This window comes from Sphingomonas phyllosphaerae (genome assembly GCA_036946405.1).
Taxonomy (GTDB): domain Bacteria; phylum Pseudomonadota; class Alphaproteobacteria; order Sphingomonadales; family Sphingomonadaceae; genus Sphingomonas; species Sphingomonas phyllosphaerae_D.
Genome location: JAQIJC010000001.1, coordinates 750,720 through 773,969, shown reverse-complemented (window position 1 = coordinate 773,969; position 23,250 = coordinate 750,720). Strand labels below are relative to the sequence as shown.

Annotated in this window: 22 protein-coding genes; 10 read left to right on the top strand and 12 right to left on the bottom strand. The window is 67.6% G+C overall.

Going from position 1 to position 23,250, the window contains the following annotated elements:
- Positions 1–164: 164 nt before the first annotated feature.
- From polA to PGN12_03560, 5 genes are all read right to left on the bottom strand, one after another.
- Positions 165–2,933 (bottom strand): DNA polymerase I, encoded by a 2,769-nt coding sequence (polA, locus tag PGN12_03580; GenBank protein MEH3102965.1) that lies wholly within the window; start codon positions 2,931–2,933, stop codon positions 165–167.
- 176 nt (positions 2,934–3,109) lie between these two features.
- Positions 3,110–4,345, bottom strand: a complete 1,236-nt coding sequence (locus PGN12_03575; GenBank protein MEH3102964.1) for a serine hydrolase — start codon at positions 4,343–4,345, stop codon at positions 3,110–3,112.
- A gap of 166 nt (positions 4,346–4,511) precedes the next feature.
- The gene (nadB, locus tag PGN12_03570; protein ID MEH3102963.1) at positions 4,512–6,092 is read right to left on the bottom strand and encodes an L-aspartate oxidase; all 1,581 of its coding nucleotides are present in this window, start codon (positions 6,090–6,092) and stop codon (positions 4,512–4,514) included.
- Positions 6,093–6,333: 241 nt separating this feature from the next.
- Positions 6,334–7,263, bottom strand: coding sequence for a DUF1080 domain-containing protein (locus tag PGN12_03565; protein ID MEH3102962.1), 930 nt, complete (start codon positions 7,261–7,263; stop codon positions 6,334–6,336).
- Between the two features lie 196 nt (positions 7,264–7,459).
- Complete coding sequence (locus PGN12_03560; protein MEH3102961.1) at positions 7,460–8,401, bottom strand: ABC transporter ATP-binding protein; 942 nt, start codon at positions 8,399–8,401, stop codon at positions 7,460–7,462.
- 82 nt (positions 8,402–8,483) lie between these two features.
- Between PGN12_03560 and PGN12_03555 the strand changes: the two genes are divergently transcribed.
- Together PGN12_03555 and tldD are read left to right on the top strand one after the other, a co-directional pair.
- The gene (locus tag PGN12_03555) at positions 8,484–8,720 is read left to right on the top strand and encodes a zinc-finger domain-containing protein (GenBank protein ID MEH3102960.1); all 237 of its coding nucleotides are present in this window, start codon (positions 8,484–8,486) and stop codon (positions 8,718–8,720) included.
- A 35-nt stretch (positions 8,721–8,755) separates the two neighbouring features.
- Positions 8,756–10,171, top strand: coding sequence for a metalloprotease TldD (tldD, locus tag PGN12_03550; protein MEH3102959.1), 1,416 nt, complete (start codon positions 8,756–8,758; stop codon positions 10,169–10,171).
- Here the strand turns inward: tldD and PGN12_03545 are convergent.
- The gene (locus PGN12_03545) at positions 10,168–10,467 is read right to left on the bottom strand and encodes a CcdB family protein (GenBank protein MEH3102958.1); all 300 of its coding nucleotides are present in this window, start codon (positions 10,465–10,467) and stop codon (positions 10,168–10,170) included. The two genes, tldD and PGN12_03545, sit on opposite strands and share 4 nt — an antisense overlap.
- Positions 10,468–10,713, bottom strand: a complete 246-nt coding sequence (locus tag PGN12_03540) for a type II toxin-antitoxin system CcdA family antitoxin (protein ID MEH3102957.1) — start codon at positions 10,711–10,713, stop codon at positions 10,468–10,470. It abuts the gene before it with no gap.
- A gap of 49 nt (positions 10,714–10,762) precedes the next feature.
- Here PGN12_03540 and PGN12_03535 point away from each other — a divergent pair, with 49 nt between their 5' ends.
- From PGN12_03535 to PGN12_03515, 5 genes are all read left to right on the top strand, one after another.
- Positions 10,763–11,314 (top strand): pyridoxamine 5'-phosphate oxidase family protein, encoded by a 552-nt coding sequence (locus tag PGN12_03535; protein ID MEH3102956.1) that lies wholly within the window; start codon positions 10,763–10,765, stop codon positions 11,312–11,314.
- Positions 11,314–11,514, top strand: a complete 201-nt coding sequence (locus tag PGN12_03530; protein ID MEH3102955.1) for a DUF2007 domain-containing protein — start codon at positions 11,314–11,316, stop codon at positions 11,512–11,514. Before PGN12_03535 ends, PGN12_03530 begins: the two co-directional genes overlap by 1 nt.
- A 132-nt stretch (positions 11,515–11,646) precedes the next feature.
- Positions 11,647–11,985 carry a P-II family nitrogen regulator gene (locus tag PGN12_03525; GenBank protein ID MEH3102954.1) on the top strand — a complete coding sequence of 113 codons (339 nt, stop codon included), beginning with the start codon at positions 11,647–11,649 and terminating at the stop codon, positions 11,983–11,985.
- Between the two features lie 11 nt (positions 11,986–11,996).
- Positions 11,997–13,421, top strand: coding sequence for an ammonium transporter (locus PGN12_03520; GenBank protein MEH3102953.1), 1,425 nt, complete (start codon positions 11,997–11,999; stop codon positions 13,419–13,421).
- A gap of 210 nt (positions 13,422–13,631) precedes the next feature.
- Positions 13,632–13,766 carry a hypothetical protein gene (locus PGN12_03515; GenBank protein MEH3102952.1) on the top strand — a complete coding sequence of 45 codons (135 nt, stop codon included), beginning with the start codon at positions 13,632–13,634 and terminating at the stop codon, positions 13,764–13,766.
- A gap of 152 nt (positions 13,767–13,918) precedes the next feature.
- Here the strand turns inward: PGN12_03515 and PGN12_03510 are convergent, their stop codons facing one another.
- Both PGN12_03510 and PGN12_03505 read right to left on the bottom strand, forming a co-directional pair.
- The gene (locus tag PGN12_03510; GenBank protein MEH3102951.1) at positions 13,919–14,623 is read right to left on the bottom strand and encodes a glutaminyl-peptide cyclotransferase; all 705 of its coding nucleotides are present in this window, start codon (positions 14,621–14,623) and stop codon (positions 13,919–13,921) included.
- A 137-nt stretch (positions 14,624–14,760) separates the two neighbouring features.
- The gene (locus PGN12_03505; protein ID MEH3102950.1) at positions 14,761–15,111 is read right to left on the bottom strand and encodes a hypothetical protein; all 351 of its coding nucleotides are present in this window, start codon (positions 15,109–15,111) and stop codon (positions 14,761–14,763) included.
- 110 nt (positions 15,112–15,221) lie between these two features.
- On the opposite strand from PGN12_03505, the gene PGN12_03500 reads away from it, so the two are divergent.
- Positions 15,222–16,670 carry a S41 family peptidase gene (locus PGN12_03500; protein ID MEH3102949.1) on the top strand — a complete coding sequence of 483 codons (1,449 nt, stop codon included), beginning with the start codon at positions 15,222–15,224 and terminating at the stop codon, positions 16,668–16,670.
- 51 nt (positions 16,671–16,721) lie between these two features.
- On the opposite strand, the gene PGN12_03495 is transcribed toward PGN12_03500, so the two are convergent.
- Positions 16,722–17,336, bottom strand: coding sequence for a methyltransferase domain-containing protein (locus PGN12_03495; GenBank protein ID MEH3102948.1), 615 nt, complete (start codon positions 17,334–17,336; stop codon positions 16,722–16,724).
- Between the two features lie 162 nt (positions 17,337–17,498).
- Between PGN12_03495 and PGN12_03490 the strand changes: the two genes are divergently transcribed.
- On the top strand, positions 17,499–18,782 hold the full coding sequence (locus PGN12_03490) for an MFS transporter (GenBank protein MEH3102947.1): 1,284 nt from the start codon (positions 17,499–17,501) through the stop codon (positions 18,780–18,782).
- Positions 18,783–18,899: 117 nt separating this feature from the next.
- On the opposite strand, the gene PGN12_03485 is transcribed toward PGN12_03490, so the two are convergent.
- Positions 18,900–21,194 carry a CDC48 family AAA ATPase gene (locus PGN12_03485; GenBank protein MEH3102946.1) on the bottom strand — a complete coding sequence of 765 codons (2,295 nt, stop codon included), beginning with the start codon at positions 21,192–21,194 and terminating at the stop codon, positions 18,900–18,902.
- Between the two features lie 309 nt (positions 21,195–21,503).
- Here PGN12_03485 and PGN12_03480 point away from each other — a divergent pair, with 309 nt between their 5' ends.
- Positions 21,504–22,388 carry a LysR substrate-binding domain-containing protein gene (locus tag PGN12_03480; GenBank protein ID MEH3102945.1) on the top strand — a complete coding sequence of 295 codons (885 nt, stop codon included), beginning with the start codon at positions 21,504–21,506 and terminating at the stop codon, positions 22,386–22,388.
- Between the two features lie 313 nt (positions 22,389–22,701).
- Here PGN12_03480 and PGN12_03475 read toward each other — a convergent pair whose 3' ends face one another.
- A complete protein-coding gene (locus tag PGN12_03475) occupies positions 22,702–23,160 on the bottom strand; it encodes a peptidylprolyl isomerase (GenBank protein MEH3102944.1) in 459 nt (152 codons plus the stop codon).
- Positions 23,161–23,250: the final 90 nt, after the last annotated feature.

Here is a 23,250-nt window from a genome sequence, read left to right as displayed (position 1 = left end):
GGTGGCGACCTCTCGACACGCCGTCTCGACTTCGCTCGACGGCTGCTCGAGGCGAACGGGGGAGTGAGACCGCGACATGGCAAAGCCATGTCGTCGGACGGGCGCTGCCCGCCGGCCGCGCTTGCTTGAGTCAGCCGGGCGTGGCCGGCTGCCAAGCGGCGCGGTCAATGTGCCTCCCCCCAGCTATGCCCCACACCGATCTCCACCCCCAGCGGCACGTCGAGCACCACCGACGGTTCCGCCGCCCCCGCCATCACCCGCTCGATCACCGGGCGCGCACGCTCGACGTCGCCCTCGGGCAGCTCGAACACCAGTTCGTCGTGGACCTGCAACAGCATCCGCACGTCGGGCAGCCCCGCCTCGAGCAACGCCGGCTCCATCCGCGCCATGGCGCGCTTGATGATGTCGGCGCTCGTCCCCTGGATCGGCGCGTTGATCGCGGCGCGCTCCGCCCCCTGCCGCTCGTGCTGCACCTTGCTGCGGATGCGCGGGAAGTGCGTCTTGCGCCCGAACAACGTCTCGGTGAAGCCGTGCTCGCGCACCTGCGTCAGCGTCTCGGCGATATAGCGGTTGATGCCGGGGAAGCGTTCGAAATAGCGGTCGATCATCGCCTGCGCCTCGTCGGCGGAGATATCCAGCCGCCCCGCAAGACCCCAGCGCGAGATGCCGTAGAGGATCGCGAAGTTGATCGTCTTGGCGCTCGCGCGCGTGTCGCGCGTCACATCGCCGAACAGTTCCTGCGCGGTCAGGCTGTGGATGTCGTCGCCGCGCGCAAACGCCTCCTTGAGCTGCGGCACGTCCGCCATATGCGCCGCCAGCCGCAATTCGATCTGCGAGTAATCGGCGGCGAGGATCACGTTGCCCGGCTCCGCGACGAACGCGTCGCGGATCTGCCGCCCGGTTTCGGTGCGGATCGGAATGTTCTGCAGGTTGGGATCGGTCGACGACAGCCGCCCGGTCTGCGCGCCGGTCAGCGAGTAACTGGTATGGACGCGACCCGTTTCGGGGTGGATCTGCTCCTGCAACGTATCGGTGTAGGTGTTCTTCAGCTTGGTGAGCTGACGCCATTCCAGCACCTTGGTCGCGATCTCCGCGCCCGCAGAATCCTTGTCCGCGGCGAGCCGCTCCAGCTCGGTGACGTCGGTCGAATAGACGCCGCTCTTGCCCTTGCGCCCGCCCTTGAGCCCTAGCCGCTCGAACAGAACGTCGCCGAGCTGCTTGGGGCTGCCGATCGTGAACGGCCCGCCGGCCAGTTCGTGGACGACGCCCTCCAGTTGCGCGATCTGCGTCGAGAATTCGCCCGACAGCTGCGCCAGCTTCTCGCGATCGACCTTGATCCCGCGCCGCTCCATCCGCGCGATCACCGCCACGAGCGGGCGATCGACCATCTGATAGACGCGCGTTCCGCCCTCGCGCGGCAGCCGCGCGGTGAAGCGCCGCCACAGCCGCAGCGTCACGTCGGCGTCCTCGGCGGCGTAGCGGGTCGCCGCCTTCAGATCGACCTCGTGGAAGCCGAGCGCCTTCTTGCCGGTCCCGACCACATCCTTGTAGGCGATGCAGGTGTGCGAGAGATGCGTCGCGGCCAGCTCGTCCATGCCATGCCCGTGCAGACCGGCGTCGAGCGCGAAGCTCATCACGATCGTATCGTCATAGGGCGCGACGTCGATTCCGAGCCGCGACAGCACGATCAGATCGTATTTGAGATTGTGCCCGATCTTGAGGACGCCGGGATCTTCCAGCAGCGGCTTGAGCTTGGCCAGCGCCGCGTCACGGTCGAGCTGCGGCGGGCGTTCGGCGAACATGTCGCTCCCGCCATGCGCGAGCGGCACGTAGCAGGCGAGGTTCGGGTGCAGCGCCATCGAGACGCCGACCAGCTCGGCGAGCATCGGATCCTTGGCGGTCGTCTCGGTGTCGATCGCCACCCAGCCCTGATGCCGCGCGACCGTGATCCAGCGGTCGAGCGCAGCGTCGTCGATCACCGTCTCATAGCCGTCGTGGTTGCACGCCTCTTCTTCGTCCGCGTCGAAGGCGGCGTCGGTTGAGGCCTCGGCGACCGGCGCATCGGCGACCTCGCCGAGCCGCGTCAGCAGCGAGCGGAAGCCGTGATGGTCGAGGAACGCACGCAATGGCGCGTCGGGGATGCCGTCGGCCAGCGATAATTCCTCGAGCGGTTGCGGCAGCGGCACGTCGCACGCCAGCTCGACCAGCTTGCGGCTCATCCGCGCCGCCCCGGCATGTTCGATCAGATTGTCGCGCAGCTTGCCCTTCTTCATCGCGTCGGCGGCAGCCAGCACACCCTCGACATCGCCATGTTCGAGGATCAGTTTCGCGGCGGTCTTCGGCCCGACGCCCGGGACGCCGGGGACGTTGTCGACGCTGTCGCCCATCAGCGCCAGCACCTCGCCGAGCTTGTCAGGTCCGACCCCGAACTTCGCCTCGACATCGGCGGGGCCGAGCGTGCGGTTGTTCATCGTATCGAGCATGTCGACCGATGGGTCGGTCATCAGCTGCATCAGGTCCTTGTCGGAACTGACGATCGTCACCTGCCACCCTTGCGCCAGCGCCGCCTTGGTATAGCTGGCGATCAGGTCATCCGCCTCCCAGCCCTGTTCCTCGATACACGGCAGCGAGAAGGCGCGCGTCGCGTCGCGGATCATCGGGAATTGCGGGACGAGGTCCTCGGGCGGCGGCGGGCGGTGCGCCTTATACTGGTCGTACAGTTCGTTGCGGAACGTGCTGCTCGATTTGTCGAGGATCACCGCCATATGCGTCGGCCCGTCGGCCTTGTGGAGCGCGTCAGCGAGCTTCCACAACATCGTCGTATAGCCATAGACCGCGCCGACCGGCTCGCCATGCTTGTTGGTGAGCGGCGGGAGACGGTGATAGGCCCGGAAAATATAGCCCGATCCGTCGACGAGATAGAGGTGCGGCATGCCGGCTGCCCTATAACGGATTGGTGATGGGGGGAACCGGGGTTTCTCCGTTCGTCATTCCCGCGCCACCATCGTCATCCCCGCGCAGGCGGGGATCCAGACGCGCAGGGCCGTCGAAAGAGCCGCACCGTTGGAGGTTCTGGATTCCCGCCTTAGCGGGAATGACGAAGAGGCACCTACTCCGACTCGTCTACTCCCGCGGCGCGCGGCTGCGCGCCGGTCAGTGCGGCGGCGACCTGCTGGATCAGCACCTGCCGCACGCGCATCGGCGCGGTGGTGTCGCCGATCTGCACCGCGATCGCATAGCGCCGCCCGTCGGGGGCGGTCAGGATGCCGATGTCGTTGAACCCGGCATTGCGGCTGCCCAGTTCCTGTCCGGTCCCCGTCTTGTGCGCGAGCGTCCAGCCCGCCGGGGTCGCCGCCTTCAGCCGCGCGCGCCCGGTGCGCGACGCCGCCATCGTCTCGAGCAGCACGCGCGTCGAGGTCTCGCTGAGCAACTCGCCCCGCGCCAGCCGCGCCAGCGCCTCGACGATCGCCGCCGGCTGCGCGCCATCGGGCGGATTGTCGATATAGCGTTGCAGCGCCGCCCGGCGCAGTTCGGGATCGAGCTTCGCGCGCGCTGCCTCGAACCCGCGCCCCAGCGCCATCGATTGGTTCCACGTCAGCCCGGCGGTGCCGCTCTGGAGCAGCCGCTCGCCGGGGCCGAAGCGGATGCCGGGCAGCCGCTTCTCGGTGAGAAACCGCCGTACCGCCGCCGGGCCGCCGACATAGGTCAGCAGCCGGTCGTTGGCGGTATTGTCGCTCTGCGTCAGCGCGCGCGTCAGCAACCCGCCGACCGTAGTGCGATAGCCCTCGCCCGTCACCAGCGACGCGACCGGCTGGTGGAACAGCGTCAGGTCGTCGCGCGTCACCAGCAGCGGATCGTCGAGCTTGAGCCGACCGGCGTCGCGCTGCGCCAGCACGGTCATCGCGACCCACAATTTGCTAACGCTCTGTTGCGGCAGATAGAGCGCGCCGCCCTCCTGGACGATCCAGTCCTCGTCGACCGCCTGAATCGCGGCGCCGGCCTTGCCGGGGAAGCTGCGGATCAGCTGCGTCACGCGCTGCTGCAACGCGCGCGGTGCCGACTTCGGGCGCGGCGGCGCGGGTGGCGGGACCGCGACCGACACGATCGGCGGCGGCGGGGCAGCCGGGATCAGCGTCGAGCCCGCGCCTGCCCCGCAACCGGCGATCAGCAGCGACCAGCCGATCACCGTCGCCCGGTGCGCGAATGTCGTCTTTCCCATGTCCGCCGCCGTCACCCCTGCCTGATCCGCGGGTGTGCCGGTCGAACCGGCGGGCGCATACCCCCGCGACTCGTGCTTGCGACGACCGCCCGCCAGCGCACGACGAGTCGAGTCGCGGTCGATCAAACGGCGAAATCCCTAAGCCCAATCGACATTCGCCGATAACGCTTTTCTTCCGTCATCCCGGACTTGATCCGGGATCCCGCTTTTTGCCGCCGTTGCTGAAAGCGGGACGCCGGATCAAGTCCGGGGCGACGTGCAGAAGGGTGTTCGGGTTGATCGGACCTGCGGCTCACGGCACCAGCACCGTGTCGACCGGCGGATCGCTCAGCTCGGGAAAATCGAGCGTGTAGTGCAGCCCGCGGCTCTCGTGCCGGTGCAGCGCCGAGCGGACGATCAGGTCGGCGGTCTGGAGCAGGTTGCGCAGCTCGATCAGGTCGGGCGTGACCCGGAAATGCCCGTAATAATCCTCGATCTCGCTGCGGAGCAGGTCGATGCGGTGGCGGGCGCGCTCCAGCCGCTTGGTGGTGCGGACGATCCCGACGTAATTCCACATGAAGCGGCGGATCTCGGTCCAGTTCTGCTTGATGACCACTTCCTCGTCGGAATCGGTCACGCGGCTCTCGTCCCACGCCCGGATCGCGGGCACCGCCGGCAAGGTGTCCCAGCGCTCGGCGATGTCGCGCGCCGCCGCCTCGCCGAACACGAAACATTCGAGCAGCGAGTTCGACGCCAACCGGTTCGCGCCGTGCAGCCCCGATTGCGTGCACTCCCCCGCCGCATAAAGGCCGGGCAGATCGGTGCGCCCGTCGCGGTCGACCACGATCCCGCCGCAGGTATAATGCTGCGCCGGCACCACCGGGATCGGCGCGACGGTCATGTCGATCCCCAGCCCCTTCAGCTTCTCGTAGATGTTCGGAAAATGCCCGCGCACGAAATCGGCGGGCATGTGGCTGATGTCGAGATGCACGAAATCGAGCCCGTAGCGCTTGATCTCGGCGTCGATGGCGCGCGCCACGACGTCGCGTGGTGCCAGCTCCAGCCGCTCGGCATCGTAATAGGGCATGAAGCGCTTGCCGGTGGTGGGGTTGATGAGCCGCCCACCCTCGCCGCGCACCGCCTCGGTGATGAGGAAGTTCTTGACCTCCAGATGATAGAGGCAGGTCGGGTGAAATTGCATGAATTCCATGTTGGCCACTCGCGCTCCCGCCCTCCAGGCCATCGCGATGCCGTCGCCGGTCGCGCCGCGCGGCGCGGTCGAGAACAGATAGGTGCGCCCCGCCCCGCCGGTGGCGAGGATCGTCGCGCGCGCGGTGTGCAGCGCGACCGCGCCGCTGCGCCGGTCGATCGCATAGACGCCCCAGACGTTGCCCGCCCCCGAATAGCGCTCCTCGTGCCGGCTGGTGGCGAGGTCGATCGCGACCTGGTCGGGGACGAGCGTGATGTTGGGGTGCGCCTCGGCGGCACGTTGCAAGGCTTCCTGCACCGCCCAGCCGGTCGCGTCGGCGACATGGACGATGCGGCGGTGCGAATGGCCGCCCTCGCGCGTCAGGTGCAGCGCACCCTTTTCCTCCGCGAACGGCACGCCCAGCGCGCGCAGCCGCGCGATCGCGGCGGGGGCGCGCTCGACGACGAACTCGACGATCGCGCGGTCGTTGAGCCCGGCGCCGGCGACCATCGTGTCCTCGACATGATGTTCGAACGTGTCGCCGGGTTCGAGCACGGCGGCAATTCCGCCCTGCGCCCAGGCGGTCGAGCCTTCGTTGAGCGCGCCCTTGGCGAGCACCGTCACCTTGAAACGATCGGCGAGGTTGAGCGCGGCGGTGAGCCCGGCCGCGCCCGAACCGACGATCAGCACGTCGCCGTTCGTCATGCCGCGCGCCCGCGAATGTTGCGAATGTTGAGACGCTGGCGGGTTGTTGCGGCGGTCACGGGGTACATGACGATCATGTGGCATAGATCGGGGCGTGAGGGACAGCCCATGTTGTGGACGCATTTGCTTCGTCATTCCCGCGCAGGCGGGAATCCAGACGCGCAGGTCTTCGAGTGAACCGCGACGTCGGCGGTTCTGGATCCCCGCCTGCGCGGGGATGACGGTTGGTGGCGGGGTGGGGTCAGCGCGCCACCACCGTCGGCAGCCGGTCGATCGGCTCGACGGTGACGCTGCGGAACCACGTCTCCGCGCCCTCCGACTGCAATTGGACGTGCCCATGCGTCAGCGGGGTGCGCACGCCGCCGGCGCCGACCGTCGCCAGCCCTTCGACGAGCATCACCGGCACGCCGTTGACGACATGCACCGCGCGATCCCCGAGCACGTAGAGGTCGAGCACGTTCCACTGCCATTCCGGCCGTTCGGCATCGCGGGCGTTCTCGACGTTCCAGATCAGTGAGCCGTTGACGATCTCGACCGGCTTGCCGCCCATGCGATAGCGGACCGGCGGCGAGATCAGTGACGGGTCGAGCGCGGCGGTGGTACGGATGCGCACGTCGCGGCCGACCGCGACCGCCATGCCGGTCGAGCCGGTCATGATCTCGAACTCGACGGAGGGTTGCCACGTCCCGAACACCGTGCCGGGTTCGCCATGCGTGTGATAGAGCAGGCCGTTATTGGGCGGCTGGTCCGCACGCGGTGCCCAGCGCCTGTCGCCCCAGCGATATTCGAGCCGCAGGTGATAGTCGCGCAGGTCGGCGTCATGGACCAGCGCGCCCCATGTCTCGCCCTTGACCCATATGGCCGGCTTGCCGTCGATCGGTCTGACCGCGAAGTCGCCGCCCGTCGAGCGCGAACGGCCGATCGGGGTCGCGGCGGGCTTGTCGCGGTAGGTGACCGATGGATCGGGATAGCCGAGCCATGGCTGCCAGCCGGACAGGTCGCGGCCGTTGAACAAGGCGCGTGCGGGGCCGGTCGGTTTGGGGGCATCGGTAAGGACCAGCGTCTGCGGTGTGGCGGGCGCGTCGCCGACGATCGCACGCGCCTGCTCGACCGGAGAGGGCGCGGGCGCCGCGACCTGCGCGATCGCTGCCGCCAACAGGATGATGTTCACCGGTGCCCTCCACTGCGTTCGCGAAGGGATATCGCAGGATAGCGGAGCCGCAACAACGGCTTACGACCAAGGTCGAACACCCTCCTACGTCACCCCGGACTTGATCCGGGGTCCCGCTCTTGCCCTCGATCGAAGAAGAAGCGGGGCCCCGGATCAAGTCCGGGGTGACGACCGATATTCGAGACCCGCGTGGCGCTTACCGCGCGTTGGCCGCCCGCGTCAGGTTGAGGAACACGTCCTCCAGATCGGCTTCCTTGGTGCTGACGTCGACGATTCCATAGCCATCGCGCTGGATCGCCCCCAGCACCTCGCCTGCATTGACGCGGTCTTTGGCATAGGTGATCTCGAGCGTCCGCGTGCCCTTCAGCGCGACCTTCCCGAAACAGTCGTTATCGGGCAGCGCCGCGACGTCGCGGTCGACGGTCACCGCGACGATCTTCTCCTGCGCCTTGCCGAGCAGTTCGGCGGTCGGCGAGTTGGCGATGACCCGGCCGTGGTTGATGATCGCGATCCGGTCGCACAATTCCTCGGCCTCCTCGAGGTAATGCGTGGTCAGCACCACCGTCACCCCGGCATCGTTGAGGCTGCGGACATAAGTCCAGAGTTGCTGGCGCAGCTCGATGTCGACCCCGGCGGTCGGCTCGTCGAGCACCAGCACCGGCGGCGAATGGACCATCGCCTTGGCAACCATCAGCCGCCGCTTCATGCCGCCCGACAGCGTGCGCGCGTAAGCGTTGGCCTTGTCCTCCAGATGCACCGCGCGGAGCAGCTCCATGCTGCGGCGCTCCTTCTTGGGCACGCCGTACAGCCCGGCCTGAATCTCCAGCGTCTCAACGGGCGTGAAGAACGGATCGAACAGGATCTCCTGATTGACGATCCCGATCGACGCCTTGGCGTTGCGCGGGTGCTCGTCGATGTCGAAGCCCCAGATCGACGCCGCGCCGCTGGTCTTGTTGACCAGGCCGGCGAGGATGTTGATGAGCGTCGACTTGCCCGCGCCGTTCGGGCCGAGCAGCCCGAAGATGCTGCCGCGCGGCACGTCGAAGGTCACGCCGTCCAGCGCGCGCTTGGGCGCGCCGCCCTTCACCCCGGCGTAGGTCTTGCACAGGTCGCGGATCGAGATCGCTGCTTCGGTCATGGCGCGGCGATAGGCGCACGGGGCGCGGAAGCCAATAACGTGAGGATTGTTTCGCCGCCCCCGCCTTGCTAATCGCCTGCCCATGCGCCCGCCGTCCGAACTCGTCCGCACCTCTTCCGCCCGCGTCGCCTGCGACGGCGCGACCGATATTCCCGGCGGCGCGGCGCTCGGCCATCCGCGCGTGTGGTTGCAGATCGACGAGCATGGCTATGTCGACTGCGGCTATTGCGACCGCCGCTTCGTGCTGATCGGCGGGCCGGCGGACGGCGTCGATCACAGCAAGCTGCCCGACATTTCCGAGGGCGCCAGCCCGCAATAGTGGCGTTGGGGGCTAGCTGCGCCTATCTTGGCGCGATGACCGATCCCCGCTCCTTCCTGTACCGCGACACGCTCGATCCCGCGACCGCACAGCGCGTTACCTCCGATGTGCTGGCACGCGCCGATGACGGCGAGCTGTTCCTGCAATATCGCAAGGCGGAGGCGTTCGGGTTCGACGACGGGCGGCTGAAGACCGCCAGCTACGACACCACTGCCGGCTTCGGCCTGCGCGCGGTGTCGGGCGAGATGACCGCCTTCGCGCACGCCAATGAGCTGAGCGAGGCCGCGATCCGTCGCGCGGGCGAGACGATGGCGCTGATCGACCCCTCCACCGCCGCGAAGGCGGCCGCGCCGGCGCGCACCAACCACCGCCTTTATACGGATGCCGATCCGCTCGATTTGGTGCCGTTCGCGGACAAGGTGAACCTGTGCCAGACGATCGACGCCGCCGCCCGCGCGCGCGATCCGCGTGTGGCACAGGTATCGGTCGGGCTGTCGGGGACCTGGAGCGTGGTCGAGATCGTCCGCGCCGACGGCTTCGTCGCCACCGACGTCCGCCCGCTGGTGCGGCTCAACGTCTCGATCGTCGCCGAGGCGAACGGGCGGCGCGAGACCGGGTCGTTCGGGGTCGGCGGACGTTACCTCTACGACCGCGTCATGGCGCCCGACATGTGGAACCGCGCGATCGACGAGGCGCTGGCGCAGGCGCTGGTCAACCTCGAGGCGGTCGATGCGCCGGCCGGCGAGATGACGGTGCTGCTGGGAAATGGTTGGCCCGGCGTGCTGCTCCACGAGGCAATCGGCCACGGGCTGGAAGGCGATTTCAACCGCAAGGGGACGTCGGCCTTCTCCGGGCGGATCGGCGAGCGCGTCGCGGCACCCGGCGTGACGATCGTCGATGACGGCAGCATCGCCGACCGGCGCGGCTCGCTGACGATCGACGACGAGGGCACGCCGACCTCCGAGACGATCCTGATCGAGGACGGCATCCTCAAGGGCTATATGCAGGACCGGCTAAACGCGCGGCTGATGGGGGTCGCGCCGACGGGCAACGGGCGGCGCGAGAGTTTCGCGCACGCGCCGATGCCGCGGATGACCAACACGTTCATGAAGGCCGGCCGCGACGATCCCGCCGAGCTGCTGAGCCGCGTGAAGAAGGGCATCTTCGCCAAGTCGTTCGGTGGCGGTCAGGTCGATATCGTCTCGGGCAAGTTCACCTTCTCGTGCACCGAGGCGTACCGGATCGAGGACGGCAGGCTCGGTGCGCCGATCAAGGGCGCGACGCTGATCGGCGACGGGCCGAGCGTGCTGACCAAGGTGCTGGGCGTCGGCCACGACTTCGCGCTCGACCAGGGGATCGGCGTGTGCGGCAAGGGCGGGCAGAGCGTGCCCGCGGGGGTCGGGCAGCCGTCGCTGCTGATCGACGGGCTGACGGTGGGCGGGACGGCCTAGAATCCCGAGATCAACATATCGAGCGCGATGCCGACCGCATATTCCTGGTCGATCAGCGAGGCGATCGGTGATCGCAGCAGGCTTGCCGGTATCGCTGCCGCAAAATGAGTCAGCATGACCACTTTCTCCCCGGCAATCTCGAACTCGGGGTTCAGCCGACGGTCGGCGAACGCAAGATCATGCTCCCGATCCGCCAGCGGCACCACGAAGCGGCTGTTGAGCATCGAGAGCGTATCGGATTGACAGTCGAGCCAATAGCCGCCCTCGGGTGACGGGTAGACATCGAACTTGGCCATTCAAAACAGCCGGTATTTTTCGAGCGGTAGGCCGTTTTCCTCCACCCATTTGTTGTTCGCTTCGATCCAGTCGCGGTTTTCTTCCGCCCAGCGTCGGTTTCGCTCGGCACTTGCTGCACTCTTCAACGCTGCCTCGCTGATCTGCGACAGGTTCAAGCCGTGCGCGCGCGCGAACGCCACCACGCCGGTGTCGAGCGACAGATTGACGGACTTCCGCTTGCCGGACGCGATCGGATCGTGTTTCATGCTCACAAGCTATGCGCACCATCCATGCGCGTCAACGCGGAGCCGTCCGATGGCCAAGTTCTTCCCCGCCCTCACCGCCGAGCATCGCGCGTTCGTCGCGAAGCAGCCGGTGTTCTTCGTCGCCACCGCTGCGGCAGACGCACGCGTCAATCTCAGCCCCAAGGGGATGGACAGCTTTCGCATCCTCGACGACACGACCGTCGCCTATCTGGATGTCGCGGGTTCGGGTAACGAAACCAACGCGCATCTGCTCGCCGACGGGCGGATCACGATCATGTTCTGCGCCTTCGACAATCCCGCGCTGATCTTCCGCATTTACGGTCATGGCCGCCCGGTGCTGCCGCAGGATGACGAATGGTCGACGCTGGCAGCGCATTTCACGCTGCTGCCCGGCACGCGACAGATCTTCGTCATCGCGGTCGACGAGGTGCAGACGTCATGCGGCTGGGGCGTCCCGCACATGGCGTTCGAGCGCGAGCGTGACACGCTCAACAAATATCACTCGAGCACCGACGATGCGACGCGCTTCGGCAAATATGCCGTCCGTACGCACAGCATCGACGGCCTGCCGGTCCGCAGCCCCACCCGCGTGCCCGCCTGATGGCGCTCGTCGAACTCGGTCGCTACGACGGCAACCTCGCCAACATCCTCGTGGCGCGGCTCGAGTCCGAAGGCATCACCGCGCTCGCCTTCGATAGCGGGGCGAGCATCGCCGACGGAAGCTGGCTGCTGATCCCGGTGCGCGTCATGGTCGACGAGGATGACTTGGCGGCTGCACAAGCGATCGCCGGATCTGCCTGAAAATCAGGCAGCGGTGACGCGCTGCACAATTATTAACACAGCTTAACGCCTCCTCCCCAGCCGCCTCCCTGTGCGTGCATTTGGCACGCTGCTTGCGAAGCTTCCGCACGGGACAAACGCAAAGGGGGCGTGATGAAGCTGGTCATAGCCATCATCAAACCGTTCAAGCTCGACGAGGTGCGCGAAGCGCTCACCACCGTCGGCGTGGCCGGGATGACGGTGTCGGAGGTGAAGGGGTTCGGTCGCCAGAAGGGCCAGACCGAAATCTACCGCGGCGCCGAATACAGCACCAACATGGTGCCCAAGATCAAGATCGAGGTCGTATGCGCCAGCGACATCGCCGACCGCGTGGTCGAGGCGATCCAGGCCGCCGCCAACACCGGCGCGATCGGTGACGGCAAGATCTTCGTGCTCGATGTCGGACAGGCGGTGCGGATCCGCACCGGCGAAACCGACGACACGGCATTGTGATGGGGGGACCGATGACGCTTTCCAGAAAGATTGCGGGCGGCGCGGGGGCACTGGCCGCCACGTTGCTCACCACGGCGCCGGCGTGGGCGCAGGGCGCTGCCGGCCCGGTCCGCGCGCCCGGTGCCGAAGCCGCCGTCGCGATGATCAACAAGGGTGACACCTCGTGGCTGCTGATCTCGGCGGCGCTGGTGCTGATGATGTCGATCCCCGGCCTTGCGCTGTTCTACGGCGGGCTGGTGCGCACCAAGAACATGCTCAGCGTGCTGATGCAGGTGTTCATGATCGTTTCGGTCGCCAGCCTCGTGTGGGTGTGCTGGGGATACAGCCTCGCCTTCACCGGCGGTAACGCGTTCGTCGGCGGGCTGTCGAAGGCGTTCCTCGCCGGCGTCGGGCCGACCTCGGTCGCGGCGACCTTCTCGAACAACGTCTACGTGCCCGAATATGCGTTCATCGCCTTCCAGATGACCTTCGCGTGCATCACGCCCGCGCTGATCGTCGGCGCGTTCGCCGAGCGGGTGAAGTTCACCCCGCTGCTGGTGTTCGTCGTCCTGTGGCTGACGATCGTCTATTTCCCGATGGCGCACATGGTCTGGTACTGGGCGGGTCCGGACTTCCTCGCCGACGCGCCGACCGACGCCGGGCTGCTGTACGGCTGGGGCGCGCTTGACTTCGCGGGCGGCACGGTGGTGCACATCAACGCCGGCATCGCAGGGCTGGTCGGCTGCCTCATCATCGGCAAGCGTCATGGCTACAAGTCGGAGCCGATGCCGCCGCACTCGCTGACCATGACGATGATCGGCGCCTCGCTGCTGTGGGTCGGCTGGTTCGGGTTCAACGCCGGCTCCAACCTCGAAGCCAATGGCGGCGCGGCGCTGGCGTTCGTCAACACCTTCGTCGCCACCGCCGCCGCGGCGGTCGCCTGGGCGGTGATCGAGCAAATCGTCCACAAGAAGCCGTCGCTGCTGGGCGGCGTGTCGGGGGCGGTCGCCGGCCTCGTCGCGATCACTCCGGCCGCGGGCTTCGCCGCACCGATGACCTCGATCATCCTCGGCTTCGTCGCCAGCGCGGTGTGCTTCTTCTTCGTCACCACGGTGAAGAACAAGCTCGGCTATGACGATACGCTCGACGTGTTCGGCGTGCACTGCGTCGGCGGGATCATCGGCGCGATCGCGACCGGGATCGTCGCCGACCCGTCGCTCGGCGGTCAGGGCTTCATCGACTACACCAGCTTCCCGTCGGTCGCCGGCAAGTATGACATGGCCGCGCAGGTCATCACGCAGATCAAGGCAGTCGTGCTGACGCTGGTGCTGTCGGGCGGCGTCTCGGCGGTGCTGTTCTACGGCATCAAGGCGACGATGGGGCTGCGTCCCTCGCTCGAGGTCGAGGTCGAGGGTCTCGACATCAACGAGCATGGCGAACGCGCCTACAATTACTGACGAGTTCGCGGGGCGGCGACGGTCGCCGCCCCGCCACCGATGTTCCTCCTGCGGACGACACCTGAAGGCCCGGCGCGGTAACGCGACCGGGCCCTTTTTTGCGTGCTGCGCTGCAAGATGACGTACGGCGACGGACGCGCTATATAAGTATCCGGCGTCGGGCGATCCCGTACCAACGAGACCCCGGCTCCGAGAAGGAGAGGATGGGTCATGTTGAGGATCAGGAACGCCGGCCATCACGGCATGGTCGCCGCCGGGCTGGCGGCGATGTTCACCGCCGCGGTACTTGGCGCACAGCTTGCCGCGGATGCGGTGGTCTATGTCGGGGAATTGCTGATACGGTGATCGACCCGGCGCGATCCGGAAAGACCCCTTGTGTCTCCCACGCGTCGTCCCGGACGTGATCCGGGACCCCGCTTCCAATTCGATCGCTCGCAAAGAGAGCGGTGCCCCGATCAAGTCCGGGGCGACGATCGAATTGGGTTTCGGCGGAACCGTTATTTCGGCAACCGGATCTCGAACATCGTCGGCCAGCGCTTGCCGGTAACGAACAGGCGCCGCGCCTTCGCGTCCCAGGCGATACCGTTCGCGACGGCTTCGGGATCGCGCGCCCCCACCTCGGCGACGATCGCGCGCAGGTCGATCACCCGCGTCACCACGCCGCTGCGCGGGTCGATCGCGACGATGAAGGGCTGGTGCCAGACGTTGGCGAGGATCTGCCCGTCGACCACCTCCAGCTCGTTGATCTGGTCGAGCGCGCGTCCCGCGAAGGTGACCGTGACGGTGCGCCGCACCTTCATCGTCGCCGGATCGTGGAAGGTCAGCGTCGCGCTGCCGTCCGAGCGGATCAGCGAGGTCGCGTCGGCGGTCAGTCCCCAGCCCTCGCCGCTATAACGCATCGTCCCCAGCGGCTTGAGCGTCGCGGCGCTCCAGCGATGCGCGATGCCGTCATGCCACGTCAGGCTGATCGCCTCGCCCTTCCACAGCGTCAGCCCCTCACCGAATTGCGCCGCCGGGATCGTGCGCCGCAACGTCACCTTGCCGGTCGCCGGATCGACGCGCCGCACGTCGGAGCGTCCCTCCAGCCCGACACTCTCGATCAGCGCGCCGCCGTGCCATACCAGACCCTCCGTGAAGGCGGCGCGGTCGTGCGGCAGGCGACGAACGACGACAGGCGCGACCAGCACCGGCTGGCGCGCCATGACCGCCGACGCGGCCTGAGGCGGAGCCGCTCCCGCCGGACCGGCAAGAGCGATGAGCGGGAGGAGCAGCCAGCGTGACATGCGCCAGCGGTACGATGCCGCGCGACGCGGAGCAATCGCGTTGCGCGGCACGTGCGTCAGCCAGCCTTGGGCGTGCTCGCCGCCACCGCGCTCACGGTCGCGACGCCCTTGTCGTTGATCGACACCACCCATGGCGTCCCGTCGTCGCAGGTAGCGATCCAGCTCGGGTTGCCCTGCATCGCCGGTCCGGCCACCGAGCGCGTCACGCCCTGACAGCCACGGCCCGCGTCGCTGATCGCGCGAAAGAGGACGCCATTGCGCTCCTTCTCGTTCAACTGGCCGATCTTCGCGAGATAATCGCTGCTGTCGTTCGTCGTGGCGGCCACGCTGTTACCCGCGTCGGGCGCCGATCCGCACGCGGCGAGCGATAGGGCAAGGGCGGCGGGGATCAGAACACGACGAATCACGGGGCAGCTCCTCCAGACGGACAACGTCCCGGCTTAACATTTTTCACAGCCTGCGGCTGCATCATCGTCGCTATGCTAGCGCTGGCAGGCGAGTCGTGAGGACATGGGTGATGCGTAAGCGGCGGTCGATCGGGCTGGTGGCGGGGCTGGCGTTGCTGGCGTCGTGCGGTGATGGCGGCGGCGGCACGAGCGTCGGCAGCAGCGCAGGTGGCGGCGGCGGCGGCAGCGTCGCGGGCACCACCACCGCGACCGGCTGCGCGTTGCGCGCACGGCAGAACTGGGTGCTGGCGGCGATGAACGAATGGTATCTGTTCCCCGATACCTTGCCGACGAACATCGATCCGGCTCGCTATTCGGATGTCGACAGCTTTCTCGACGCGCTGACCGCGACCGCGCGCGCGCAGCGCAAGGATCGCTATTTTACCTATCTGACCTCGCTCAAGGCCGAAAACGCCTATTACAGCTCGGGCGGGACCGCCGGGATCGGGGTCCGGCTGGCGCGGGATTCGAACAACCGGCTGTTCGTAACCGAAGCCTATGAGGGCGCACCCGCGCTGACCGCCGGGATCGACCGTGGCGCGCAAATCGTCGGCATCGGGCCGACCGCGGCGACGGTCCGACTGATCAGCGACATTCTGGCGAGCGGTGGTGAAACCGCGCTCGACGCCGCCTTCGATACGTCGACGCCGGGCACCGTCCGCGTGCTGCGGATCACCGATGCGAGCGGGACCCGCGACGTCCCGGTCACCAGCGCCGATTATACCCTGACCCCGGTGTCGTCGCGGTACGGCAGCAAGGTGCTCGACGATAACGGACGCAAGGTGGGCTACATCAACCTGCGCACCTTCATCTCGACCGCGGACGATCAGTTGCGCAGCGCCTTCGGCGCGTTCCGCGCGCAGGGGGTGACGCAGGTGATCGTCGACCTGCGCTACAATGGCGGCGGATTGCTCGATACTGCGGAGACGTTCACCGACCTGCTCGGCGCCAACCGTTCGACCAGCGACGTGCAGGCTTATACCACCTTCCGCACCTCCAAATCGACACAGAACCAGGTTCGCCGCTTCGCACGCGAGATGAACGCGATCGCGCCGACCCGGGTGGCGTTCATCGGTACGGGGCAGACCGCCTCGGCGAGCGAATATGTCATCAACGCGCTGATCCCCTACCTTCACGGAGACCTCGCGCTGGTCGGCAGCAACACCTATGGCAAACCGGTCGGGCAGATCCCGCTCGACAATCCGTCGTGCAGCGACGACCGGTTGCGCGTGATCGCGTTCGCGCTCCAGAACGCAGCGCGGCAGGGGGATTATTACGACGGACTGGCAACCAAGGTCGAGGCGAGCTGCCAGGCGACCGACGATTACAACCATCAACTGGGCGATGCGAGCGAGACGTCGGTGCGGACCGCGCTCGACTGGCTGGCGGGACGCGGCTGCACGGCGATCGGTGCCAGTGCCTCGGCCGCGCGCATCACCGGACTGTTCGCGCCATCCCAGCGCCCGTTGGTGGCGGTATCCCCGACCATCGCGCAGCGCGAAACGCCGGGGCTGTATTGAGCGGTTGGTTCATCCATAATCGGGGGACGAACCCGCGCCGCGCCGCCGTCGCTAGTCCTTCCAGCCCCAATAGAGCTGCGCCGGGGGCACGTTCCACCATTCCATGTCGTGATCGATGCGCTGGAAGTGTGGCGCGATGAAGTCGCGGACCTTGGGGCTGAACTGATAGACGAGGAACGCGCCGCCGGTGCGCAGCACGCGCTGCGTCGCGGCGGCGATCGCCGGGCCGACGCCATCGGGAAGCGTCGAAAACGGCAGCCCCGACAGCACGTAATCGGCCGCCTCATGCCCGTGTTCCGCGACGATCCGCTCCACATCCGCCGCCGAACCGTGCACCGCGACGAACCGCGAATCGGTAATCGTGTGGTCGAGATAGCGGATGAAGTCTGCGTTGGTGTCGATCGCGATCAGCATCGCATCGGGTGCCATCCGTTCGAGGATCGGGCGACAGAAGGTGCCGACGCCCGGACCATATTCGACGAACAGCTTGCAATTGGCCCAGTCGACCGGGCCGAGCATCTTGGCGATCAGCCGGTCCGACGACGGAATGATCGACCCGACCATCACCGGATGCTTGAGGAAGCCGGTGAAAAACATCTGCCATGGTCCGGGCACGCCGGCGGCTTTGCTGCGATCGCGCCGCACGGCGTCGGTGGAACTGGTCATGTGGAAAAAACGGCTCCCGAACCTGGTGTGATGACGTTTACGCGTCATCGGCATGACGAACGCCTTGCAGGCGAAGCGGTTGCCATAGCCCGGTTGCGCGCGGCCCCCAAGCGCCTAATCGACATTGGTATAGGACGGGAGCACGGAACGGGTCGGGAGCGGATGGCGGTGAAGCAGGCGCGGGACACGACATTCGCCTTGATGTTCATGGTGATGCTGACGATCGCCGCGGGCAACACCGCGCTACAATCGGTGCTCCCGGCGCTCGGCCGCTCGCTTGGCGTGCGCGATGCCGAGGTGGCGCTCGCCTTTTCGATCTCGGCCTTGTTCTGGGTGCTCGCCGCGCCGTTCTGGGCGCATCGCTCGCACCGGCACGGGCGGCGCGCGATGATCCTGCTCGGGCTGGGCGGCTATGCGACCAGCCTCGTGCTGTGCGGCGCGTTCCTGCTCGCCGGGATCAACGGCTGGATCGGCGGCACCGCGGCGTTCGTGCTCTTCATCCTCGGGCGGGTGATCTACGGCGCGACCGGCGCGGCGGCACCGCCCGCGGTGCAGGCGCTGGTCGCGGGCAGCACGACGCGCGAGGAGCGCACGCGCGCGCTGACCCTGCTCGCCTCGGCCTTCGGGCTGGGGACGATCCTCGGGCCCGCGCTTGCGCCCTATCTCATCCTCGACCATGTCGGATCGGTCGCGATCGGGCTGGCCGCACCGGCATTCGTCTTCGCGCTATTCGGCGTGGCGATGCTGGTCGCGGTGTGGCGACGGCTGCCCGACGACCGATTGGACGGCTCGAGCCATGGCGCGGCAAACGCCTATCCCTCGATCGGCGGGCAATCCTCCGGCGCGAGCGTCACCGCGGCGGTCGCGCCCGGGGGCGGGGGCCGGATCGGCGCGCTGGACCCGCGCATCCGCTGGTGGCTGTTCGTCGGACTGATGATGGGCCATGCGCAGGCGATGACCGGGCAGGTAATCGGCTTCCTCGTCATCGACCGGCTCGGCGTGTCGCCGGTCGACGCGCTCGGCGCGACCGGGCTGGTGTTGATGACCGGCGCGGGCGCATCGTTGCTCGCGCAATGGGGCATGATTCCGCTGCTCGACCTGCGCCCGCGCGCGTTGATGCTGGTCGGGCTCGTGCTGGCCGTGGCCGGCTGCTGGGCAACGGGCCATGCCACCACCCTGCCCGCGATCGCGAGCGGCTATGCGCTCGCCAGCCTCGGCTTCGGCTTCGTGCGGCCGGGCTTCACCGCCGGGTCGAGCCTCGCGGTCGGAGCATCGTTGCAGGCGTCGGTAGCGGGCAAGGTGACGAGCATCAGCGGCGCGAGCTTCGTGCTGGGGCCATCGATCGGCGTCGCGTTGTACGGCATCGGGCACGCGCTGCCGTACGATGCCGCGGCGATCGCGTGCGCGGCCATGTTGCCGCTCGGGTGGCGCATGTTGCGGCAGTGACGTCGAATGCCTCACCGCCCCCAACGTCATCCCGGACTTGATCCGGGATCCCGCTTCTTACTTCTGCTGAGAAGAAGCGGGGCCCCGGATCAGGTCCGGGGCGACGAGGTGAAAAGCCTAAATCTCCTTCCCCCCCGGCCGCGCGGTCAGCTGCCCCGGTGAGATGAAGCCGATCGGCTGGATCGCGTTCGCCTCCTGCTTCAGCCGCGCCGCCATCTGCTCGTACTCGCGCTCCACCTCGGGCGTGACGCTCGCGCGGCTCTCCTCCAGCGCGCGCTCGAAATGCGCGCGGCGCACCTCGCGCGTGTCGAGCGATTCGCGCAGCGCGATCAGCCCCGCGCGGCGCACGACATCCTCCAGATCGGCGCCGGTAAAGCGCTCCGTCCGCGCCGCCACTGCGTCGAGATCGACATCGGGCGCGAGCGGCATCTTCTGCGTCTGAATGTCGAGGATCCGCCGCCGCCCGGCGGCATTGGGCACACCGACATAGACCAGTTCATCGAACCGGCCCGGCCGCAACAATGCCGGGTCGACCAGGTTCGGCCGGTTGGTCGCGCCGATCACCACCACCGACTGGAGTTCCTCCAGCCCGTCCATCTCGGCGAGGATCGTGTTGACCACGCGTTCGGTCACCTGCGGCTCGCCCAGCCCGCCGCCGCGCGCCGGCACCAGTGAGTCGAGCTCATCGATGAAGATCACCGTTGGCGCGACCTGCCGCGCGCGCTGAAACAGCCGCGCGATCTGCTGCTCGCTCTCGCCATACCATTTGCTGAGCAGGTCGCTCGACTTGGTGGCGATGAAGTTGGCCTGCGCCTCGCGCGCCACCGCCTTGGCGAGCAGCGTCTTGCCGGTCCCCGGCGGCCCGTAGAGCAGGAAGCCCTTCGCCGGGCGGATCCCCAGCCGCCGGAATGCATCCGGATCCTTCAGCGGCAGCTCGACGCCTTCCTTGAGCCGCATCTGCGCGTCATCAAGGCCACCGACGTCCGACCATTTGACGGTCGGCGCCTGCACCATCACCTCGCGCATCGCGCTCGGCTGGACACGCTTGAGCGCTTCGGTGAAGTCCTCGCGCGTCACCGCCAGCGTATCCAGCACCTCGGCGGGGATCGTGCGATCCTCGAGGTTGAGCCGCGGCATGATCCGCCGCACCGCCTCGATCGCCGCCTCGCGGGTCAGCGCGGCAACATCGGCGCCGACGAAGCCGAAGGTCTGGCGCGCGAGCTGATCGAGGTCGACGCCCTCGCCCAGCGGCATCCCGCGGGTGTGGATGCCGAGGATCTCGCGTCGCCCGCGCTCGTCGGGGACGCCGACGATGATCTCGCGGTCGAAACGGCCCGGCCGTCGCAGCGCCTCGTCGATCGCCTCGGGACGATTAGTGGCCGCAATAACCACCAGATTGGCGCGCGCCTCCAGCCCGTCCATCAGCGTCAGCAGCTGCGCGACAAGGCGCTTCTCCGCCTCGCCCGACACCTGCCCGCGCTTCGGCGCGATCGAGTCGATTTCGTCGATGAACACGATCGACGGCGCCGACTTGCTGGCTTCCTCGAACACCTGCCGCAGCCGCTGCTCGGATTCGCCATAGGCCGAGCCCATGATCTCGGGGCCGTTGATGAGGAAGAATTGTGCGTCCGACTCGTTGGCCACCGCGCGCGCCAGCCGCGTCTTGCCGGTGCCGGGCGGCCCGTGGAGCAGCACGCCCTTGGGCGGATCGACGCCGAGCCGCTGGAAGAGTTCGGGATAGCGCAGCGGAAGCTCGACCATCTCACGCAGCTGGTCGATCGTCTGCCCCATGCCGCCGATATCGTCATAGGTGACGTCGGCGCGACGCGCGGCTTGCGGCTCCTCATATTCCGGACGCAACTCGATCTCGGTGCTCTCGTCGATATGGACGACGCCCTTCGGGCTCGCCGAGACGACGAGCAGCCGGATCTCCTGCAAGGCGTAAGCGGGCGCGTTGACATAGCGCTCCATTCCCGGCGGCATGTTCTGGACGCGCTGGTGCCCGGCGGTCGCGACGATGTCGCCCGCGCACAGCGGCCGGCCAAAGAAGGTGCGCTTCAACGCGTTGGTCGAGCCCTGCAACCGCAGGTTCTGTTGAGCAGGGGCGAAGACGACGCGTGTCGCGGCCTTCGATTCGGCGCGCCGCACCTCGACGAAATCGCCCGAGCCGACCCCGGCATTGGCGCGCTGGAGCCCGTCGATGCGGACCAGCTCCAGCCCCTCGTCCTCGGCATAGGGGCCGATCGCGCGTGCCGGGGTGGTCTTCTTGCCGACGATCTCGACGACGTCGCCGTCGGTGATCCCCAGCGCCGCGAACACCGCGCGCGGCAGATGCGCGACTCCGCGCCCGCTGTCTTCCGGCCGCGCGTTCGCGACCTGCAACTTCACCACTGTCTCGTCGGCATCCGCCATGTCGTTCCTTTCGCGCGGCTTGCAGCCGAGCGCAGAAGATAGGGCGCCGGTTCCGTATTGCGAACCGACCCGGCGCAGCAAGCGGACGAAAAAAAGGCCAGCCCCGAGGGGCCGGCCGTTTGAAGTTTTTAGGAGAGGATGCCTGAAAGGCACGCCCTATGTGCGCCGCCGCATGGTTGTTCGCAAGTGCGAAATGGTAGCGGTATGCTTGCAAGTAATGCAATCGCGGCGGCGATTGTGGTTGCGCGGCAGGCTGGATGTTGCATGATGCGCCGCAACAGCCAATCTGGACCATTCGCCGATCCTGCCATGCGCCGGCTCCCGCCCCTTACTGCGATCGAAGCCTTCGTGGCCGTCGCGCGACTCGGCTCGATCAAGGCCGCGGCGCAGGAGCTTGCGCTATCGCCGCCCGCGCTCAGCCGTCGCATCCAGACGCTGGAACGGTTCATCTCGCGGCCGCTGTTCGATCGCCGCCACCAGGCCATGGTCCCCAATGCCGATGGCGAGCGGCTGCTGGCGGCGATCGCGCCGGCGCTCGACGGCATGTCTGACGCGATCGAGGGAATGACCAGCGGCAATGACGTATTGCGGCTGCGGCTCGGCGTGCTGCCGCTCTATGCGTCGCAGCGGCTGTTTCCGCGATTGGGCGAGTTGCGCGCGGCGCATCCCGAACTGCACCTCGATATCGACACCGGCGGCAATGCGCTTGCGCGCCTCGGCGAGGGACTGGATGCGGTGATCGTCGTCGCGCGCGACATCGATCCGATGCTCTATTCGGAGCGGCTCGACCGCAACATGGTCTATCCGATCGGCGCGCGCGGGTTGCTCGACGGTCCGAAGCCGCTGCGCGACCCCGAGCAGATGCGCGAACATAGCGTATTGCTCCACCGCGACATGCCCGACACCTTCGCGGCGTGGAGCCAAGCGGCAGGCTATCCGGGCATGGAGCCGGTCGCGATCGACTATTTCGACACCGGCGTGCTGATTCTCGAAGCGGCAGCGCAAGGGCTCGGCGTCGCCTTCATGCACGAGAACCACTTCCAGGACGCCAACGACCCGCGACTAGTGCGGTTGTTCGATATCGATGTGACCAGCCCGTACAGCTACTGGTTCGCGTGCCGCCCGCGCGCGCTGCAGACCAAGCCGGTCAAGATCTTCCGCGACTGGCTGATCCGGACGCTGCGCGAGAACTGATCCGGATCGTCATTCCCGCGCAGGCGGGAATCCAGACGCGCAGGTTTCGCGAGAGGCGCTTACGTCAGAGGTTCTGGATTCCCGCCTTCGCGAGACCTCTGCGAAAGTCCCTTTCCTGTACCCCGGCGAAGGCCGGGGCCCAGTCGGGGGAGGTTCGTAATAAACTGAAAAACCTTCCCAACTGAGCCCCGGCCTCCGCCGGGGCACGGCCTGGCGAGGGTTTGGTTCCGCGCTTTCGCAGAGGTCTCGCCTGCGCGGGAATGACGGCTGGTGATCGCGACCCGCCCGCCACGCAGGGCGAGTCGCGACCGGATCAGGCGGCTTTGGCCGACACGATCTTGCCCGGGTTCGCCGGCGGCTCGCCCTTGGGCAGCGCGTCGATCAGCTCCATGCCCTCGGTCACCTGACCCCAGACGGTGTACTGACCGTCGAGGAAGCGTGCATCGTCGAAGCAGATAAAAAACTGCGAGTTCGCCGAGTTCGGATCCATCGTCCGCGCCATCGAACAGGTGCCGCGCACGTGCGGCTCCTTGTTGAACTCCTGCTTCAGATTCGGCTTCGACGAGCCACCGGTGCCGTTGTGATTCCCGCCGTCGCCACCCTGCGCCATGAAGCCCGGGATCACGCGATGGAACGGCACGCCGTCGTAAAAGCCCTCGTTCGCCAGCTCGGCGATACGCGCGACATGCTCGGGCGCGAGGTCGGGGCGCAGCTGGATCGTCACGTCGCCGCCGTCCAGCGTCAGGGTCAGCGTGGAATAGGTATCGGTCACAGGCAGTTCCTTTCTTGCCGTATGCGCGCGCCCCTATCGGTCCCGCGCCCGGCTGGCAAATGCGCGACACCCGCGCTAGGTGCCGGGGCG